This is a genomic window from Pseudomonas sp. LBUM1648 (assembly GCF_059716145.1).
The window spans coordinates 6,238,902-6,256,585 of the sequence record NZ_CP166808.1 but is presented as its reverse complement, the minus strand read 5'-3'; the positions used below and the strand labels follow the sequence as shown (position 1 = coordinate 6,256,585).

General features: G+C 59.7%; 18 protein-coding genes. 11 read left to right on the top strand and 7 right to left on the bottom strand.

The genetic code is table 11. The annotated features are described in order from the left end of the window. Window positions 1-41 precede the first annotated feature (41 nt). From hemC to rsd, 6 genes are all read left to right on the top strand, one after another. Window positions 42-983: a hydroxymethylbilane synthase gene (gene hemC / locus ACA043_RS28475; RefSeq protein WP_497658309.1), complete on the top strand. Its 942-nt coding sequence runs from the start codon at window positions 42-44 to the stop codon at window positions 981-983. Next, window positions 980-1,747 carry a uroporphyrinogen-III synthase gene (locus ACA043_RS28470; protein WP_497658308.1) on the top strand — a complete coding sequence of 256 codons (768 nt, stop codon included), beginning with the start codon at window positions 980-982 and terminating at the stop codon, window positions 1,745-1,747. The genes hemC and ACA043_RS28470 overlap by 4 nt, the downstream gene beginning before the upstream one ends. A 16-nt stretch (window positions 1,748-1,763) precedes the next feature. Next, window positions 1,764-2,906, top strand: coding sequence for a uroporphyrinogen-III C-methyltransferase (locus ACA043_RS28465; protein WP_401264543.1), 1,143 nt, complete (start codon window positions 1,764-1,766; stop codon window positions 2,904-2,906). Then, window positions 2,903-4,141, top strand: coding sequence for a heme biosynthesis protein HemY (locus tag ACA043_RS28460; RefSeq protein WP_489880580.1), 1,239 nt, complete (start codon window positions 2,903-2,905; stop codon window positions 4,139-4,141). Before ACA043_RS28465 ends, ACA043_RS28460 begins: the two co-directional genes overlap by 4 nt. A 219-nt stretch (window positions 4,142-4,360) precedes the next feature. After that, window positions 4,361-4,912 (top strand): disulfide bond formation protein B, encoded by a 552-nt coding sequence (locus ACA043_RS28455; protein WP_497658307.1) that lies wholly within the window; start codon window positions 4,361-4,363, stop codon window positions 4,910-4,912. A gap of 182 nt (window positions 4,913-5,094) precedes the next feature. Beyond that, window positions 5,095-5,553 (top strand): sigma D regulator, encoded by a 459-nt coding sequence (gene rsd, locus ACA043_RS28450; protein ID WP_497618318.1) that lies wholly within the window; start codon window positions 5,095-5,097, stop codon window positions 5,551-5,553. Between the two features lie 55 nt (window positions 5,554-5,608). On the opposite strand, the gene ACA043_RS28445 is transcribed toward rsd, so the two are convergent. Next, the gene (locus ACA043_RS28445; RefSeq protein WP_187678239.1) at window positions 5,609-6,274 is read right to left on the bottom strand and encodes an FKBP-type peptidyl-prolyl cis-trans isomerase; all 666 of its coding nucleotides are present in this window, start codon (window positions 6,272-6,274) and stop codon (window positions 5,609-5,611) included. Between the two features lie 192 nt (window positions 6,275-6,466). Here ACA043_RS28445 and ACA043_RS28440 point away from each other — a divergent pair, with 192 nt between their 5' ends. Next, window positions 6,467-7,603 carry an AlgP family protein gene (locus ACA043_RS28440; protein ID WP_497658306.1) on the top strand — a complete coding sequence of 379 codons (1,137 nt, stop codon included), beginning with the start codon at window positions 6,467-6,469 and terminating at the stop codon, window positions 7,601-7,603. On the opposite strand, the gene ACA043_RS28435 is transcribed toward ACA043_RS28440, so the two are convergent. Further along, a complete protein-coding gene (locus ACA043_RS28435; RefSeq protein ID WP_401264534.1) occupies window positions 7,600-8,061 on the bottom strand; it encodes a TIGR02444 family protein in 462 nt (153 codons plus the stop codon). The genes ACA043_RS28440 and ACA043_RS28435 overlap by 4 nt on opposite strands. 50 nt (window positions 8,062-8,111) lie before the next feature. Here ACA043_RS28435 and ACA043_RS28430 point away from each other — a divergent pair, with 50 nt between their 5' ends. From ACA043_RS28430 to ACA043_RS28415, 4 genes are all read left to right on the top strand, one after another. Further along, window positions 8,112-10,022, top strand: a complete 1,911-nt coding sequence (locus ACA043_RS28430; RefSeq protein ID WP_187678236.1) for an ATP-binding cassette domain-containing protein — start codon at window positions 8,112-8,114, stop codon at window positions 10,020-10,022. After that, window positions 10,022-10,603 carry a mechanosensitive ion channel family protein gene (locus ACA043_RS28425; protein ID WP_187678235.1) on the top strand — a complete coding sequence of 194 codons (582 nt, stop codon included), beginning with the start codon at window positions 10,022-10,024 and terminating at the stop codon, window positions 10,601-10,603. Before ACA043_RS28430 ends, ACA043_RS28425 begins: the two co-directional genes overlap by 1 nt. Window positions 10,604-10,669: 66 nt before the next feature. After that, window positions 10,670-11,302 carry a LysE family transporter gene (locus tag ACA043_RS28420; RefSeq protein ID WP_187678234.1) on the top strand — a complete coding sequence of 211 codons (633 nt, stop codon included), beginning with the start codon at window positions 10,670-10,672 and terminating at the stop codon, window positions 11,300-11,302. A gap of 106 nt (window positions 11,303-11,408) precedes the next feature. Next, a protein-coding gene (locus ACA043_RS28415; RefSeq protein ID WP_123367138.1) for an IS3 family transposase occupies window positions 11,409-12,631 on the top strand; the annotation gives its coding sequence in 2 pieces (ribosomal slippage) (window positions 11,409-11,760 and window positions 11,760-12,631; 1,224 coding nt in all). Window positions 12,632-12,821: 190 nt separating this feature from the next. On the opposite strand, the gene ACA043_RS28410 is transcribed toward ACA043_RS28415, so the two are convergent. The 5 genes from ACA043_RS28410 to ACA043_RS28390 all read right to left on the bottom strand — a co-directional run bounded on the left by ACA043_RS28410 (window position 12,822) and on the right by ACA043_RS28390 (window position 17,593). Next, window positions 12,822-13,565, bottom strand: a complete 744-nt coding sequence (locus tag ACA043_RS28410; RefSeq protein WP_401264528.1) for a penicillin-binding protein activator LpoB — start codon at window positions 13,563-13,565, stop codon at window positions 12,822-12,824. Between the two features lie 3 nt (window positions 13,566-13,568). Beyond that, complete coding sequence (gene lpoB / locus ACA043_RS28405; protein ID WP_007911129.1) at window positions 13,569-14,156, bottom strand: penicillin-binding protein activator LpoB; 588 nt, start codon at window positions 14,154-14,156, stop codon at window positions 13,569-13,571. Between the two features lie 38 nt (window positions 14,157-14,194). Beyond that, window positions 14,195-14,569, bottom strand: coding sequence for a DUF1425 domain-containing protein (locus ACA043_RS28400; protein WP_401264525.1), 375 nt, complete (start codon window positions 14,567-14,569; stop codon window positions 14,195-14,197). 15 nt (window positions 14,570-14,584) lie between these two features. Then, window positions 14,585-15,979: a COG3014 family protein gene (locus tag ACA043_RS28395; protein ID WP_401264524.1), complete on the bottom strand. Its 1,395-nt coding sequence runs from the start codon at window positions 15,977-15,979 to the stop codon at window positions 14,585-14,587. Window positions 15,980-16,183: 204 nt separating this feature from the next. Beyond that, window positions 16,184-17,593: a COG3014 family protein gene (locus ACA043_RS28390; protein ID WP_497658305.1), complete on the bottom strand. Its 1,410-nt coding sequence runs from the start codon at window positions 17,591-17,593 to the stop codon at window positions 16,184-16,186. Between the last annotated feature and the right edge of the window lie 91 nt (window positions 17,594-17,684).

Below are 17,684 nucleotides of genomic sequence, written 5' to 3'. Positions count from 1 at the left end.
GCTGTTATTATCCGCCGTATCTATTCAGTACGGATTGATCCATGTCCTCTCGCGAAATCCGCATCGCCACCCGTAAAAGTGCGCTGGCCCTCTGGCAGGCCGAATACGTCAAAGCCCGTCTGGAAGCGGCCCATCCGGGTCTGCTGGTGACGCTGGTGCCCATGGTCAGTCGCGGCGACAAGTTGCTCGATTCGCCGCTATCGAAAATTGGCGGCAAGGGCCTGTTCGTCAAGGAACTGGAAACCGCACTGCTGGAAAACGAAGCCGACATCGCCGTCCACTCGATGAAAGACGTGCCGATGGACTTTCCCGAAGGCCTTGGCCTGTTTTGCATCTGCGAGCGCGAGGATCCGCGTGATGCCTTCGTTTCCAATACCTACCCTAGCCTTGAGGCATTGCCGGCCGGCAGCATCGTCGGCACCTCCAGCCTGCGTCGTCAGGCGCAGTTGCTGACTCGCCGCCCGGATCTGGAAATCCGCTTCCTGCGTGGTAACGTCAACACCCGTCTGGCCAAGCTCGATGCCGGCGAGTACGACGCGATCATCCTCGCCGCAGCCGGTCTGATCCGTCTCGGTTTCGAAGACCGTATCACTTCGGCCATCAGCGTCGATGACAGCCTGCCGGCCGGTGGCCAGGGCGCAGTCGGTATCGAATGCCGCAGCGTCGACAGTGAAATCCATGCCTTGCTGGCTCCTCTGCATCATGCGGACACGTCCTCGCGCGTCACTGCTGAACGCGCCCTCAACAAGCATTTGAATGGCGGCTGCCAAGTGCCAATCGCTTGCTACGCCGTACTCGAAGGCGAGCAATTGTGGCTGCGTGGTCTGGTGGGCGAGCCGAGTGGCGGCCAACTGATCAGCGCCGAAGCTCGAGCTCCGCGCGCCGATGCCGAAGCGCTGGGTGTGAAGGTTGCCGAAGATTTGCTCAGCCAGGGCGCTGAAGAAATTCTCAAGGCAGTTTACGGCGAGGCAGGCCACGAGTGACCGGTTGGCGCCTGCTGCTGACGCGCCCTGCGGACGACTGTGCGGCGCTCGCCGAAACGTTGGCCGGGCAGGGGATTTTCAGCAGTTGCCTGCCGCTTTTGGAAATTGCACCGTTGCCGGTCTCTGACAAAATACGTCAGGCGATTACACGGCTGCCCGTTTGCAGCGCCGTGATCGTGGTGAGCAAACCGGCGGCACGCATTGCGGTGGATCTGATCAAGGCTCATGGCTTGCAGTCACTGGCGAACCCTTGGTTTAGCGTCGGTGCAGCGACGGCGCAGATTCTCAAGGATCATGGTCTCGACGTGAGCTTCCCGGTCGAGGGTGATGACAGCGAGGCGTTGCTGCAGTTGTCGCGTCTGCGTGAGGCGGTGGCCCGGCCCGGTGCGCAAGTGTTGATCCTGCGCGGGGAGGGCGGTCGCGAGCTGCTCGCCGAGCGCCTGCGTGAGCTTGGTGCTAGTGTCGAGTATCTGGAATTGTATCGACGCGACCTGCCAGCTTATGCGCCGCAAACATTGCCGCGGCGGATCGAAGCGGAACGCTTGAACGGGCTGGTGGTCAGCAGTGGACAGGGTTTCGAGCACCTGCGTCAGATGGCCGGCGATGCCTGGCCTGTGATTGCGCAGTTGCCGTTGTTTGTACCAAGCCCGAGGGTCGCCGAGCAGGCACGTGCCGCCGGGGCCCAAACAGTTGTGGATTGCCGCGGCGCGAGTGCCGCGGCTTTGCTGACGGCGTTACGGGAGCAACCCGTGCCCGTTTTCTAATGCAAAGGATGGATACGTGAGCGAAACAGCCTTGCCTAAAGATGACGTCCAACCTGTGATTGATGCTCAGGTTGAAACTCCACCGCCGGCCAAAGAGCCGCGCCGAGGCAATGGACTGGCCATTGTCGCCCTGTTGCTCGGCGCTGCCGGCGTGGCGATCGGTGGCTGGGGTGTCTGGCAGGTGCGTCACCTGCAGACCAACACCGCACAACAGTCGGGTCAGGTGCAGGCGTTGAACGATCAGGCGCAGAGCCTGAAGCTCAACGAACAGCGCCTGACCGAGCGCCTCGCGCAGTTGCCGGGGGCCGACGAGCTCGCCGATCGCCAGCGTCTGGTGACGCAGCTTCAGGGCGATCAGCAGCGCCTCAATCAACGTCTGGAAACCGTCCTGGGCGCCAGCCGCAAGGACTGGCGACTGGCTGAGGCCGAACATCTGCTGCGTTTGGCCAGCCTGCGCCTTTCGGCCTTGCAGGACATCAGCAGCGCCCAGGCCCTGGTGCAAGGCGCTGACGAAATTCTTCGCGAACAGAACGACCCCGGCTCCTTCGCTGCACGTGAACAAGTGGCGAAAACCCTGGTCGCGCTGCGCAGCACCGCACAGCCGGATCGCACCGGGTTGTTCCTGCGCCTGGGCGCCTTGCGTGATCAGGTTATTGACCTCACCGAACTGGCGCCGGAATACAAGGATCGCGGCGAGTCGCTGCTCGGCCTGACTGCCGATGGTGACGGCGCCAGTCGCTGGGCGCAGTGGTGGGATCAGGTCTCGCGTTACATTCGTATCGATTTCAACGCGGACAAGAATGTGAAGCCGCTGTTGGCCGGACAGAGTCTGAGCCAAGTGCGTCTGGCCTTGAGTCTGGCGCTGGAGCAGGCGCAGTGGGCGGCCCTCAATGGCCAGGCGGCGGTGTACACCCAGGCAATGGCCGAGGCGCGCGACGTCCTGAAAGGCAATTTCAATCCGGACAATCCGCAAAGCAAAGTGATGCTGGAACAAGTCGGCGAGCTGAGCAAGGAACCGGTCACCGTCAACACTCCGGATTTGACCGGCACGTTGAGTGCGGTTCAGGCCTATCTGGAACGGCGTAACGTCAATGCCGAAGAGTCGGTGAAACCTTTCGCCAAACCTGCCGCCAACACCGCGCAGGAGGCCACGCCATGAAACGCCTCTATGTGATCGTGTTTCTGGTGATCGCCGCGACGGCGGCATTGGGCCTGGCGATTGCCGAGCATTCCGGTTACGTGCTGGTTGCTTACAAGTCCTTCCGTTACGAGTCGAGCCTGTGGGCGACTCTGGCGCTGATCGCGGTGCTGTGGCTGCTGATCTGGGGCATCAAGGCTTTGGTCGAGCTGGTCATGGCCTCCAGCGGCGTGGTCAATCCATGGTCGCGGCGCAACCGCAGCCGCCGTGTGCAGGTGGCCATCGAGCATGGTCAGTTGGACTTGGCTGAAGGTCGTTGGGCCAGCGCCCAGCGTCACCTATATCGAGCCGCTGAGGCCGAACGCCAACCGCTGCTGTATTACCTCGGCGCTGCCCGCGCGGCGAACGAGCAAGGCAATTACGAGGAATCCGATCATCTGCTCGAGCGGGCGCTGGAGCGTCAGCCGCAGGCAGAGCTGGCGATTGCCTTGAGCCACGCACAATTGCAGACCGATCGTGGCGACACAGACGGTGCGCTAGTGACTTTGCAGGCGATGCACGAGCGTCATCCACATAATGTGCAGACGCTGCGCCAGTTGCAGCGTCTGTATCAGCAGCGCGGCGAATGGTCTGCGGTGATTCGTTTGTTGCCCGAACTGCGCAAGGACAAAGTCCTGCCACCTGCCGAACTGGCTGAGCTTGAGCGTCGTGCCTGGGGTGAAAACCTTTCACTGGCTGCACAGCGCGAAGAGGACGGCACAGTCGGCTTGCAGTCGCTCAACCGGGCATGGCAACAGCTCACCTCGGCGCAACGTCAGGAGCCGCCGCTGGTGTTGGCCTATGCCGAGCAGCTGCGCCAGCTGGGTGCTCAGGTCGAGGCGGAAGAAGTGCTTCGCAATGCGCTCAAGCGCAAGTACGACAGCCATCTGGCGCGTCTTTATGGTTTGGTGCGCGGCATTGATCCGGCACGCCAGCTGCAAATCGCCGAAGGCTGGCTCAAGGATCATCCGCACGATCCGAGCCTGCTCCTGACGTTGGGGCGTCTGTGTCTGCAAGCCAGCCTGTGGGGCAAGGCGCGGGACTATCTTGAAAACAGCCTGCGCGTGCAGCGCAACCCGGAAGCTTGTGCGGAACTGGCGCGCTTGCTCGCACAGTTGGGCGATACCGAGCGCAGCAATCAGTTGTTTCAGGAAGGTCTGGGTCTGCTCGATGAGCGCCTTTTGGCCGCGCCGCTGCCGGTTCCGGCTCACGTTTGAAGTCGCGAGGGAGGTTGCTCCCTCGCTCACTTTTGGTGACCCTAAATTCAACTTCAGTGAGTGCCAAGGGCAAAGTCCTACAGCGGACTACACCAATTCCTCTCGAACCTGTCGGGTTTTCCCTACACCTCTGGTGAACTGTCGGCAGGGTGTCGCCTTGAAAGGCTGACACGCTTTCCTCTACCGTAACCGCCTGTCTCTACTGTTTACGGAAAAGCCATGTCGTTGGCCTGCTCACGCTCCTTGTTCTTCATGGCTTTCACTGCGGGAGCCTTTGCTCTGGGAGCTTCCTATTATCTTGAATACGTGGTCGGCCTTACGCCGTGCAGTCTCTGCCTGGTGCAGCGGCTGTTCCTGACGTTGCTGTCGGCATTCTGCGGTCTGGCGGCGATCCACGGACCCAAACGTGTCGGCCTTTCGCTTTACTGGCTGCTTGCGCTGCTGACGAGCCTCGGCGGCACCACGGCGGCCTGGCGGCAGGTGCTGATACAAAGCGATCCGGCGCTGCAACTGTTGAATTGCTCACCGGCGCCCGAGACACTGTTCAGCGGCTTTCCGTGGCTTTGCGCGCTGCAAAGGATGTCTAACGGTGGCGCAGACTGCGCGGAAATTTCCTGGACGCTGTTCGATCTGAGTGTCCCGGAGTGGAGTCTGTTGTTCTTTGTCGCGGTGTCGATTCTTGCCATTTATCAATTGTTGCGCCTGGGCTGGGGCGCTCTGCAGCGACCGCTCAGCGGCGAAGCGTCGCACTCAGCGCTGGTCCGGGATTAAACACTTGTATGAACTTTATCTCCTGCGTACCTTGAAGCCATAGGCGTGCGGGCATAATCTGGCCCGCACGTGTCATTGGATTTATGTTGCTCGATGACGCTCTGCCCGACCGTCCCCCAAGCCAAACCAGAAGCGGGACGCGGGTGTAGAGCAGCATGACCCACAAGGGAAGAGAGATCGCCATGCTCGAAAGTTGTCAGAATGCTCAGGAACGTTGGGGTGGAGTTCATCTGCTGATCGACCGCTGGTTGCAAGAGCGGCATGAACTGGTTCGGGCCTATGATGCTCTTGGTGCGAAACCTGAGAAGTTGAGCGAGGACCGCAAGCCCTTGCAGGAATTCTGCGGTGTGCTGGTCGACTACGTATCAGCCGGGCACTTCGAAATCTACGAACAACTGACCGGTGAAGCCAAGGCGTTCAACGACAAGCGCGGCCTTGAATTGGCCGAGACAATTTATCCGCGCATCGATGTCATCACCGAAAAACTCCTCGCGTTCAACGACCTTTGCGACGAAGGCAAATGCGTTGCGGAGAAATTCAAGGAACTCGGTGGCCTGCTTCACGAACGTTTTGAACTGGAAGACTGCTTGATTGAAGTGCTGCATACGGCACACAAGGAAGAAGATTCGGTTCAGGCCTGACTGACGCTTTCAACAAAAAACGGTGCGCTCAGGCGCACCGTTTTTTTATGCCTGATCAACTCGTCGCGCCACGTAATTCGACTTCAAAAACCAGCGGTGTAAACGGTGCGATCAGGTCGCCGGCACCGTCGGCGCCATAAGCCTGATCCGATGGAATCACCAGTCGCCATTTCGCACCCACCGGCATGTTTTGCAACGCGGTGCGCCAACCGGCGATCACGCTGTCGAGGTTGAACCATTGCGGCTGAGTGTTCTGATCGAACACGGTGCCGTCCGGCAAGCGACCGATGTACAACACCTGGACTTTTCCATCAGGGCCTGCCTTGGCGCCGGTGCCTGGCGTCAGCTCGGTGAGCAGGATGCCGTCGGCCAGTTGCTTCACTCCCGGTTTGGCTTTTTCAGCCGTCAGGAAACGCTGCTCGTTTTCCATTGCGGCGTCGCTCGAAGGCATCGCGGCGTGTTCGGCATTTTGCGATTCATGGTCGGCCAGAATCTGTTCGATGCGCGCTTCACTCAGCGCCAGCGGCTTGCCTTGATAGGCCTGCTGCAATCCTTCTACCAGTGCCTGGATTTGCAACTGCGGGACTTCCTGACGCAAGCGTTCGCCCAGGCTGGCACCGAGACTATAGGCCAGATCATGAGCGTCGTTCGCCGTGGTTTTTTCGTCGGCGTGGGCCGCTGAAAAAATCACGCAGAGGGATAAAAAAAGGTAGCGCGACATGAGCTCTCTCCGTCCTGAATTGCGGTGGATTATGCCAGCGCGAACGTCTGTAACGGTGAACTGCTTTTGACTTGTTGAAGAACATTTTCACTTCGTTGCAACGCAACGGTTTCGATACTGTCAAGATGACCTAGCGGCGGTAACTGCAGAGGTCTAGTATGAGCCGCACTCACGTCAGCCAGGAGGTAAACCATGTCGGCCACCAAGAAGCCTGTAAACACTCCGTTGCACTTACTCCAACAACTCTCGGGCAGCTTGCTCGAGCATCTGGAAAACGCTTGCTCCCAAGCCTTGGCTGATGCTGAAAAACTGCTCGCCAAACTGGAAAAGCAACGCGGCAAGGCGCAAGAAAAACTGCACAAATCCCGCACCAAATTGCAGGACGCAGCTGCCGCCGGCAAAGCCAAGGCGCAGACCAAAGCCAAAGGCGCAGTGAAAGAACTTGAAGACCTGCTCGATGCGCTGAAAGAGCGTCAGTCCGACACTCGCAGCTACATTCTGCAACTCAAGCGCGATGCCCAGGAAAGCCTGAAACTGGCCCAGGGTGTTGGTCGTGTCCAGGAAGCAGTGGGCAAAGTATTGTCGTCCCGCTCGGCCAAACCAGCGGCGGCACCTGCCAAGAAAGCCGCAGCCAAACCTGCTGCAGCCAAGGCGCCGGCGAAAACCGCTGCTGCAAAACCAGCCGCTAAAGCCGCCGCCAAACCAGTGGCCAAATCGCCCGTGAAAGCTGCAGCAAAACCCGCTGCCAAGCCTGCGGCAAAAAAACCGGCTGCGGCGAGCGCTGCGAAACCGGCGGCTAAAACCACTGCGGCAAAACCTGCTGCCGCCAAAACTGCTGCGGCAAAACCCGCTGCAAAAACAGCCGCAGTCAAAGCAACCCCAGCTAAAACCGCAGCTGCAAAACCGGCCGCTAAAACTGCCGCTGCAAAACCTGCCGCCAAGTCCGCCGCCAAACCAGTTGCTGCTAAAACGGCTGCAAAACCAGCTACCAGAGTCGCCGCAAAACCAGCTGCCAAGCCTGCTGCAAAACCTGCAGTGAAAGCCGCCGCCAAGCCTGCTGCAAAACCACCAGTCAAGCCAGCCGCTAAACCGGCCGCCGCTGCAAAACCGGCTGCCAAGCCCGCAGCAAAACCAGCCGCGAAAAAACCAGTTGCTGCCAAACCAGCCGCTGCCAAACCGGCCACCGCGACAGCTGCCAAGCCTGCCGCACCGGCAACCTCGGCCTCGCCAGCAGCACCTGCGCCAGCCGCTACTACCTCGACTTCTACGACTGCGCCAACGCCAGCCGCTGCGTCGAGCGTTACCAGCAACCCAACCAGCGCTTCCTAAGTGCCGGTTGCCGCGATGCGCAGCACTTGCAGCGCATCGCGGTTCGGGCTGGCCCTTGGGCCTGCCAGCGCCTCCAGCCATGCCATCGACCCCGATACATTGCGCGCCCACATCTGCGCAATCCCCTCCAGCCGTGACAACAACGCACGCTCAGCCTCAAGCTCCAGCGCCTTGACTTGGTCACGCATGCCTTTCAACACCGCATCCTCCACAGCCCCCGCCTTCCATTGCACGCGCAATGCACGCAGCGGTTGCACGACCTCGATATCCCAAGGCTCGGTCAACGCCTGAAGCTGTTGCACGCGCTGTTGATCGCAGGCCACGCTACGTTGTTCCAGCCATAAACCGCACAGCAGCAGGCACACGTTGGCCCCCGCCGTTTGCAGTTGCAGGCAGGCGTCTTCCACGCCCGGGCGGGCGTAGGTGGCAAGGGAAAAGCTCCACAGGTCAGAGGACATCGTGCTACTCGCGCCAGTTGTGAGCGAAGCTGGTAGACTCCGCCGCCATTATGATCCGACTTCAGAACCTGACTTTACAGCGTGGCCCGCAACGTCTGCTAGAAGACGCCGAGCTGACCCTGCACGCCGGCCACAAAGCCGGCCTCATCGGTGCCAACGGCGCCGGCAAATCCAGCCTGTTTGCCTTGCTGCGCGGCGAGTTGCACCCGGATTCGGGCGATTGCCTGCTGCCGGCTGACTGGCGGATCGCGCACATGCGTCAGGAGGTCGATACCCTCGAGCGCCTGGCGGTCGACTATGTGCTCGATGGCGACCTGCGTCTACGTGAGGTGCAACGCGACCTTGCAGTGGCCGAAGCGGCCCATGACGGCGTGGCGCTGGCTCGTCTGCACGCCGAACTCGACAGCGCTGACGGCTACACCGCCGACGCGCGGGCGCGCAAGTTGCTCGCCGGTCTGGGTTTCACCAATGAGCAGATGGATCGCCAGGTAGGAGATTTCTCCGGTGGATGGCGGATGCGTCTGAATCTGGCGCAGGCATTGATGTGCCCCTCGGACTTGCTGCTGCTCGACGAACCGACCAACCACTTGGACCTCGACGCCATCATCTGGCTCGAAGAGTGGCTGAAGAGCTATCCGGGCACCTTGCTGCTGATTTCCCACGACCGCGATTTCCTCGACGAAGTCGTCGACCATGTTGCCCACGTCGATCAACGCAAAATCACCCTGTACCGGGGCGGCTACACCGCGTTCGAACGCGCCCGTGCCGAGCGTCTGGCCCAGCAGCAACAGGCCTACGAGAAGCAACAGGCGCAGCGTGCGCACATGGAAAGCTACATCGCCCGCTTCAAGGCTCAGGCCACCAAGGCCCGTCAGGCCCAGAGCCGTATCAAGGCGCTGGAGCGCATGGAAGAGTTGTCGGCGGCTCACGTCGATTCGCCGTTCGACTTCGTGTTCCGCGAGTCGACGAAGATCTCCAGCACGTTGATTGATTTGTCCGATGCGAACCTGGGCTACGGCGACCGAACCGTGCTGGAGAAGGTCAAGCTGCAACTGACCCCCGGCGCGCGGATCGGTCTGCTCGGGCCCAACGGTGCGGGTAAATCGACGCTGATCAAGAACCTCGCCGGTGAGCTGCAACCGCTGGCCGGTCGCCTGACCCGAGGCGAGAACACCGTGGTCGGCTACTTCGCCCAGCATCAACTCGACTCACTGGACTCCAAGGCCAGCCCGTTGCTGCACTTGCAGCGTCTGGCGCCGACCGAGCGTGAGCAGACCCTGCGTGACTTCCTCGGTGGTTTCGACTTCCGTGGCGCGCGGCTCGACGAGCCGGTACTGAATTTCTCCGGTGGCGAGAAGGCGCGTCTGGCCCTGGCGTTGATCGCCTGGGAGCGGCCGAACCTGTTGCTGCTCGACGAACCGACCAACCACCTCGATCTGGAAATGCGCCTGGCGCTGACCATGGCGTTGCAGGAGTTCAGTGGCGCGGTTCTCGTGGTCTCTCACGATCGTCACTTGCTCAAGAGCACCACCGACAACTTCTATCTGGTCGCCGACGGCAAGGTCGAAGAATTCGACGGCGACCTCGAAGACTATGCGCGTTGGCTGGTGGAATACCGTCAACGCAATGCGCCGGTCAGCAACACCCCGGTGAACCCGGACAAAACCGACAAGAAGGCTCAGCGTCAGGCCGCTGCTGCGTTGCGTCAGCAACTGGCACCGCACAAGCGTGAAGCCGACAAGCTTGAAGCCGAACTGGGCAAGCTCCACGAAAAACTGGCCAAGGTCGATGCCAGTCTCGGCGACAGCGAAATCTACGAGCCGGCACGCAAGAACGAGTTGCGTGATCTGCTGGCCGAGCAGGCCAAGCTGAAAGTGCGCGAAGCGGAACTTGAAGAGGCGTGGATGGAAGCCCTCGAAATGCTGGAAAGCATGCAGGCGGAGCTGGAGGCGTTGTCCTGATGGAAGCGTTCAAGCTGCCGCTGCCCGCCATGTGGGTCGAGCCGATCTGGCTTGGCGTGCAGATTCTGCTGATCCTGCTGGCCGGTTACATTGCCCAGCGCTTTGTCGCCAAATGCCTGACCCGTCTGGGCGAGCGTTACCCGTTTCCGCCGCAACTGCTGATGCCGCTGCGTGGCGTGTTGCGCTGGCTGATCATGGGCAGTGCGGTGATCTTTGTCCTGCAGCGCCTCGGCGTCTCGGCCACGGTGCTGTGGACCGCGCTGTCGGGTTTCGTCGCGGTGGCGGCGGTGGCGTTCTTCGCGATGTGGAGTGTGCTGTCGAATCTGCTCTGCGCGATTCTGATCTTCACCGTCGGGCCGTTTCGCCTCGGTGATGTGGTCGAGTTGGTCGACACCACCGACAAGCCCGGCGTCAAAGGACGGGTGGTGGCGATCAATCTGCTCTACACCACGTTGATCGAAGCTGAAGAACTGGGCACCGGCAGCGCGATGGTGCAGGTGCCGAACAGCTTGTTCTTCCAGCGTTCGGTGCGGCGTTGGCGGGGGACTGATGTGTTCCCTTCGAGCGGTTTCGAGAAGTAAGGCTTTTCAAGATCAATAGATCGCATTAGCTTGGACGTCTGTCACGAGTCAGAGTCGAGGTGTGCGATGGAGCTACAAACATGGCTGGCGTTCTTCGCCGCCTGCTGGGTGATCAGTCTTTCCCCGGGCGCTGGCGCCATTGCGTCGATGTCCAGCGGTCTGCAATACGGCTTCTGGCGTGGTTACTGGAATGCCCTGGGCCTGCAAATCGGCCTGGCCGTGCAGATCGCGATTGTCGGCGCCGGTGTCGGCGCGATTCTTACCGCTTCGGCCACTGCGTTCCATGCGATCAAATGGTTTGGTGTGGCCTATCTGGTGTATCTGGCGATCAAGCAATGGCGCGCGCTGCCCATGGACATGAGCGATGACGCAGCGGTGCGGCCGATCGGCAAGCCGTTGGCGCTGGTCTTCCGCGGTTTTCTGGTGAATATCAGCAACCCCAAGGCATTGGTGTTCATGCTGGCGGTGCTGCCGCAGTTCATCAATCCCCACGCGCCGCTGCTGATCCAGTATCTGGTGATCGGCGCGACCATGATCTTTGTCGACCTGATTGTCATGGCTGGCTATACCGGTCTGGCGTCGAAAGTGTTGCGCCTGTTGCGCACGCCTACACAGCAGAAACGCATGAACCGCACGTTTGCCGGGCTGTTCATCGGCGCGGCGGCGTTTATGGCGACGTTGCGTAAAGCGGCGGTCTGAACCCCGCAGGCAAAAAAAAGGCGACCTTGTGAGGTCGCCTTTTTTATTAGTGCTGTCCCGTCCTGAATAAGGTTTACACCTTCTGACCCATTCTCAGGAGGGAGTAATGAATACGGGAGAAAGGCGCAGTCAGCGTGATTACACGCTGACCTTTAAATTGTCGGTCGTCGATCAGGTCGAAAAAGGCGAGTTGAGTTATAAAGAGGCTCAAGAGCGCTATGGCATTCAGGGTAAAACGACCGTACTGAACTGGTTACGCAGGCATGGTCGGCAGGACTGGAGTCAAGGCGCGTCCATTCGCTCCAAGAGACCCCGTTCCATGGATGAGCCCGATAAACCCCTGACACCCGAACAGCGAATCAAAGAGCTTGAAGAAAAGCTTGCCCAAGCCAACCAGAAAGCTCAGTTTTTCGAGGCCGTCGTTGACGTTTTGAAGAACGACTTCGGTGTTTCTGTCGTAAAAAAGCGATCCGGCAAGTCCTCTCCCAAGGGCAGATCCAAGGCCTGAGCATCAGTAGGGCTTGCCAGTTCATGGGGATTTCCCGTCAGGCTTATTACAAGCGCAACCGGGCGTGTGATGCCCGGGCCCGTCATGCCCAGGAAGTGATGGGATTCGTGAGGGAAAAGCGACTTAGGCAGCCGCGCCTTGGCACCCGAAAACTTCACAATCTAATGCGCACTGAGCCAGAAGTGTCCGTAAAGGTTGGTCGAGACCGTTTATTCGATATCTTGCGAGATCGGCGCGAACTGGTTCCCCGCAGACGGGCGTATCACAAAACGACAGACAGCCATCATCGCTTTCGCCGGCATCCAAACCTGCTCAAAGATGGACCGATTCAGGTAGTCGCCAAGGCGCCAGAGCAAGTATGGGTTGCGGACATCACCTACTTACCGACGCAAACGGGTGTGGCTTATCTGAGTTTGATCACCGATGCGTACTCTCGAAAAATCGTGGGGCACCATGTCCATGAAAGCTTGCACACCGAATCGGTGATCCAGGCGTTCAACAAAGCCCTCAGGCAGCGGACAACGGAGCAACGCCTGGTGCATCACTCGGATAGAGGCGTCCAATACTGCTCCGAGCTTTATCAGCGGCTGCATGCCAAATACGGCATCACCTGCTCAATGACCGATGGCTACGACTGCTACCAAAATGCGTTGGCTGAGCGTGTGAACGGGATTTTGAAAAACGAGTTATTGCTGCATCGCCCCAAAGATTTTGCAGAGGCCATCCGGATGGTGGACGAGTCGGTGCAGATCTATAACAACGAGCGGCCTCATCTGTCGCTGAAATACAAAACGCCCGATGCGGTGCATCGGGCGTTTTGAGGCTGAAACAGGTGTAAACCTATTTCAGGACTAGACATGCTGAGGATGTTTTTGTGGCGAGGGGATTCATCCCCGATGGCTCGCGAAGCGGGCCCCTCTTGATCTTGAAAGAAAGGGGGCTGCTATGCAGCCCATCGGGGATAAATCCCCTCACCACAAAAGTCCACTGCAGATTTGTGCAGGCCTGCAATCAGCGCAAAATCACCGGTGCGGTATCGCGCGGCAGGTTGTTACGCTGCTGCGGCTCGCGCGGCTGCTCGTAACCGCCGCCTCCGAGCTGTTGGCTCAGTTGTCCGGCCACATCCTCACCCAGCGCCTTCGACACCTCGCGCACCACCCGTGGGCGGTTCAGCGAGATCTTGATGTCGCGGTGGTTCACCAATTTGGTGTCCTGCGCTTCACCCATCGCCGTGAAGGCCGACGTGATTTCGAAGGTCTTGGTGTTGATCAGGCTGAAGTCCGCCACCAGCGTCAGGCCCAGTACCGCCGAATAGCTGTCGGTGTGCGCCAGCTCGTTCATGTCCTGGGTGAAGTCGATGTCTGACACGGTGCCAAACAGAACATAGTCGGCACCCTTGAAGTTGCCGGCCTTGATCCGCTTGATCACGTCGTAGATGTCACCCTTGGACGACGCGGTGTACGGTGTGCCCTGCACCAGCTGGAACATACCGGTACGCAGAATTTCACCCTTGATGTCGCCGGTGAATTTGCGCAGCTCGGTCTGCTCGATGTAGCTGGTGGTCGCTTCGATCTCGTTATAGCTCGAAGAACCGCTGGAGCTGTAGTAACCCTCGCGGTAATTGTTCTGCGCCGAAACGATGTGGATGTATTGCTCCACACGTTCCTGATACGCCAGATCCGTCACCGCGACTTTCGGGGCCGCTTGCGCGCCAAACGCGCAAGCCAGGGCCATCATGCCAATCCATGTGCGCATCGATTAACGCTCCGTGGTTTTGCGGATCTCTTTTTCGTCCATCCACTCGGCCAGACCGCTTTCAACGTCGATCAATTGCAGGCTGAACTTGTAGAAGACGTCCTTGTAATCGCTGCTGCGCTTGACGATCGAGCTGATCGAACCTTCGATGCGGTACTTGGCGGCAACCATGTTGCCAGTCTTGGCCACGGTGCTCTTCTTGTACAGGCCGCTCTGGTTTTGCAGCTTGAGCTGGTCAACCTGGCTCTGCATCGCATTGTTGTCGCTGGCGAAGCGCGCAACGCCGGTTTTCATCAGCTGAGTCTTGATGCTGGTGGTGATTTCGCGGGTATCGATGTACTCGCTGGTCTTGTTCTTCACGTCGTAGACCTGAACCACCGGGCGGCCCTGCAGAATGCCGGACTGGGCCAGGGAGCGGGTCATCGACTCGGCGATCATTTGCAGGTCAGTCGAACCGAATTCGTTGGTGACGGTTTCAACAGCCTTGGTGTCGCCGTAGCTGATGTTCTTGCTGCCCAGGGTTGGCGAGGTGTTGGCGCAACCGGAAGCCAGCAGGGCGATAACGGCGATGCAGGAAAAGCGTACAAACATGACAGTGCTCTCTAAAACAGGAATAGGGGGAAGCGGACTTAAGGCGTCTTGATTTCCAGACGGAAATCCACGGCTTTCGGCGTCGGGGCGATAGCCTGGACGAAGCTGGTCTGCGCGCCGTACATCATCTGGCTTTTCCAGACTTCTTCTTCCGCGACCGGGAAGCCTTCAGGGCCGAGCCAGGCGAAGCGGTAGTAGAAAATCTTGTTGCTGTTGAGGGTGTTGCTCAACTGCACATTGACGGTCATGAAGCCGTTTTCGCGGGCGACGCGCATGGCGCCGACGACGATGTGTTTTTGCGGCCCCATGGCCACGACTTTGCTCGCGGCGCTGCCCGGCTCAGGAGGTGGCGGGGTGGCGCAGCCGCTGGCCAGCATGGCGAGGGCGGCGACGGCGATGAATTTGAAGCGCATGCAAAGACTCCGTTCTTAAGGTTGTTTGAGGCTGGCGACGTTGGTCGCAGCGGCGCTCGGGATCACGTGGGCGGCGAGACCGCCAGCAAACACCTGATTGCCCACGGCACGCAGGCTGATCACCTGATAACGCTGATCGACGGTGACCTTGACCACCGAACCGCCCACAGCGCTCGGCAGAGTGACTTGGTGTTCACCTTTCTTCAAGCGCAGACGCACCACCTGGGTGTTGTCCGGCAGCGTGCGCCACGTACGGGTATCGGCACCTTCGAGCACAGCTGAAGAGATACCCACGGCCAGACCGGCCAGTGGATTGGTTTCGTTGATCTGCTTCTGTGCCACGCCTTTGGTGATCGCGCGCACGGTGGTGCGCAGGATAATCCCCGGCATGTCGTCGCGCAGGGCGCGGCGAGACATGGCGGTGGTGCTGTTGAGGCCGGTCAGGTTGACTTGCTGGCCGTCGACACCGATCTGCGCGAACGGCGCGGTGGAGGTGTCAGGCTTGATGATCGGGAACGACAGTGGCGTGATCACTACGTTGTTGGAGATTGGCAGCGGCAGTGGCACGCGAATCGAATCGCGGGACGGCGCCAGACCGCTTTGCACCACGATCAGGATGTCGCTGTCATCGCTCTTGGTCGGCTTGTCGAGGTTGACCAGCGCCTGTTCCAGCAGCGGCGTGTTCGGGCGCAGTTCTGCGGCCTTGCGGTAGCCCGGTGCAGCCAGGTCTTTTTCGCCAAGGGCTTCGTAAACGAAACCGGCCAGGTAATGGCTGAACGCACTCTGGTAGCTGTTCTTCAGGCCGACCACTTCCGGCGCATCGAGGCTGGCGACCGGATAGCCCTGCAGATCCTTGTACTGAGTCTTGATGCCTTCTTTCTCGGCCTCTTCCTCGCTCTTGAGGTATTCCTTGTCGCGCAGGTCGGCGATCACCGCTTCGCGTTCGTGAGTCTTCTTGATCGCAGTGCGCGCGCCGTCGAAGTCATTGACCGCCAGCAGGTTCAGGGCCATTTGCGTGGTCAGCATGACTTTTTCGTAGTCGTAGCCTTCGTAGCGGCGAACCTTGTCGTTGACGATGAAGCTGCCGAACTGGGCCAGGTATTTGCCGGTGTCGAGCTTGACCGCGTCTTCCCACTGACCCACCACCTGGTCGGCGCTGGTCCAGGCGTTCTGGCTGCCGGACAAGTCGCCCTTGGCGCGCAGCAGTTCACCTTTCTCGAAGTAATAGAGCAGGTCTTTGTCGGCGCTGGTGTTGTTCTTTTCCAGCAGGGTCAGCGCGGCATCGACATTGCCGGAAGCCAGTTGCTGGTTGGTCTGGGCCAGTTCGGAGTCGTAGTTGCGAAACGCCGAACAGCCGGACAGCAGAGTGACGGCGCTGAGCGCAATCAGAGTGGGGGCGCGGAATGCCATGGGGGTACTTCTTCCCTGGAGTAACTACAGCCGCGGATGCTGGTCGGGCTGGTGTGACCCATCGACAGTGGCGTTGGCCTCCTGCCAATTCCTCATAACCAGAGGAGCTTTTATGCCGCATCGCGATAGCGAGGGCGCGGCATTATAAGCGGGTGCTAGTGGCTATGTAATAGCTTTTTAATTGCATCGGTTAGTTAGGTGCCATTACTGCCCGGTACTGCCAGCGTTAGCAGGCTCTGGTACTTCGGGTAGCACCAGCGAAGACCCCACGTAGTAGTTCACGCCCATGAATACCCGCAGGTTGAACACCTGATGGTTCTGGTCGACACGCACGGTGAACCCGTCCGCTGCACGCAAGTACGGGAAGCTCACGCGATGCAGACCTTTTTTCAGGCGTAGACGGGCGACCAGGGTTTTGTCCGGGAGGGTGCGCCAGGTGCGCGTATCCGCCTCTTCGAAAGGATCGTGTTCAGTAACCACCAGCGAAGCCTTGGCCGGATCGCGTTCATTCTTTTGAGCCTGACTGATGGCGGCCATGTTGGCGCGGAACATGGCGCGAGAGATGATCGCCGGCATGTCATCGCGCAAGGTACGCATGGCCATGTCAGTAACGCTGTTGATCATCGTCAATGGGTATTGTTTTCCGTCGACGAGCACACTCGGAACAGGCGGTGTGATCGTATCGGGCACCATCACCGGAAACGAGATCGGCGCGACAATCGTCAGGTTTTCGTTCAGCCGCACCGGGATCGGCACTTGCACCGAACTGCGCACCGGCGCGAAACCGGCCTGGACAACGACCAGGATCTCGCTTTCATCCGCTGCCGGGGCGGGCTTGTCCAGATTGCGCAAGGCTTTCTCGAGAAACGGTACGCCCGGGCGTAACTCAATGGCCTGGCGATAACCCGGTGCCGCGAGCGTGCGTTCGCCCAACGCTTCATAGGTGAAGCCCGCCAGGTAATGGCTGAATGCACTCTGATAGCCGTTCTTCAGTTCAATCACTTGCGGGGCGTCGAGGACGGCGACCGGGTAGCCTTGCAGATCCTTGTAATGCAGCGTGATCCCTTGGCTTTTGGCCTGTTCTTCAGCTTCTTCATATTGCCGCTCCCGCTGGCGGGCAATCAGGGTTTCGCGCTCGTGGGTCTTTTTGATGTCGGCGCGGGCACCGTCGAAATCGTTTTCCGCCAGTTGGTTGAGGGCCATCTCGGTGGTCAGCATGACTTTTTCGTAGTCGTAACCTTCGTAGCGCAACAGCTTGTCGTTGACCAGCATGGTGCCCATTTCATTGCCGAACCGGGCCAGCAGCTTCATGCCTGCGGAGGGATCGGCCTCTTCGCGCTGGAAAATCATCCGGTCAGCCGCGCGCCAGGCTTCCTGACTTTTTGGCAGGGCCGTGCCGGCGCTGAGAATGGCGCCTCTTTCCAGGTAATACAGCAGATCCTTGTCTTCCCAGGGATTATTCAACTCCATCAGATAGAGCGCTTCGTTGAGATTGCCCGCCGCCATCTGATCGATGGTCTGCTGCATCTCTGCATCGTAATCGCGGTAAGCGGCGCAACCGTTCAGTTGCATGAGGGCGCTGAACAACAGGAAAAACGGCAGGCTACGGCGCATGGAGACAGGTTCTTCCTTGAACGGCAAGGGCGGGAGGTGACGCAGTATAAGGGCTGTTTGCCCCGGCATGTCGCACTCAAGGTGCAGGTGT

Excerpts from the sequence above, each read along its gene's own strand:
- hemC (WP_497658309.1), top strand. The coding sequence starts at position 42 with ATGTCCTCTCGCGAAATCCGCATCGCCACCCGTAAAAGTGCGCTGGCC.
- ACA043_RS28460 (WP_489880580.1), top strand. The coding sequence starts at position 2,903 with ATGAAACGCCTCTATGTGATCGTGTTTCTGGTGATCGCCGCGACGGCG.
- ACA043_RS28455 (WP_497658307.1), top strand. The coding sequence starts at position 4,361 with ATGTCGTTGGCCTGCTCACGCTCCTTGTTCTTCATGGCTTTCACTGCG.
- rsd (WP_497618318.1), top strand. The coding sequence starts at position 5,095 with ATGCTCGAAAGTTGTCAGAATGCTCAGGAACGTTGGGGTGGAGTTCAT.
- ACA043_RS28445 (WP_187678239.1), bottom strand. The coding sequence starts at position 6,274 with ATGTCGCGCTACCTTTTTTTATCCCTCTGCGTGATTTTTTCAGCGGCC.
- ACA043_RS28440 (WP_497658306.1), top strand. The coding sequence starts at position 6,467 with ATGTCGGCCACCAAGAAGCCTGTAAACACTCCGTTGCACTTACTCCAA.
- ACA043_RS28435 (WP_401264534.1), bottom strand. The coding sequence starts at position 8,061 with ATGTCCTCTGACCTGTGGAGCTTTTCCCTTGCCACCTACGCCCGCCCG.
- ACA043_RS28430 (WP_187678236.1), top strand. The coding sequence starts at position 8,112 with ATGATCCGACTTCAGAACCTGACTTTACAGCGTGGCCCGCAACGTCTG.
- ACA043_RS28425 (WP_187678235.1), top strand. The coding sequence starts at position 10,022 with ATGGAAGCGTTCAAGCTGCCGCTGCCCGCCATGTGGGTCGAGCCGATC.
- ACA043_RS28420 (WP_187678234.1), top strand. The coding sequence starts at position 10,670 with ATGGAGCTACAAACATGGCTGGCGTTCTTCGCCGCCTGCTGGGTGATC.
- ACA043_RS28410 (WP_401264528.1), bottom strand. The coding sequence starts at position 13,565 with ATGCGCACATGGATTGGCATGATGGCCCTGGCTTGCGCGTTTGGCGCG.
- lpoB (WP_007911129.1), bottom strand. The coding sequence starts at position 14,156 with ATGTTTGTACGCTTTTCCTGCATCGCCGTTATCGCCCTGCTGGCTTCC.
- ACA043_RS28400 (WP_401264525.1), bottom strand. The coding sequence starts at position 14,569 with ATGCGCTTCAAATTCATCGCCGTCGCCGCCCTCGCCATGCTGGCCAGC.
- ACA043_RS28395 (WP_401264524.1), bottom strand. The coding sequence starts at position 15,979 with ATGGCATTCCGCGCCCCCACTCTGATTGCGCTCAGCGCCGTCACTCTG.
- ACA043_RS28390 (WP_497658305.1), bottom strand. The coding sequence starts at position 17,593 with ATGCGCCGTAGCCTGCCGTTTTTCCTGTTGTTCAGCGCCCTCATGCAA.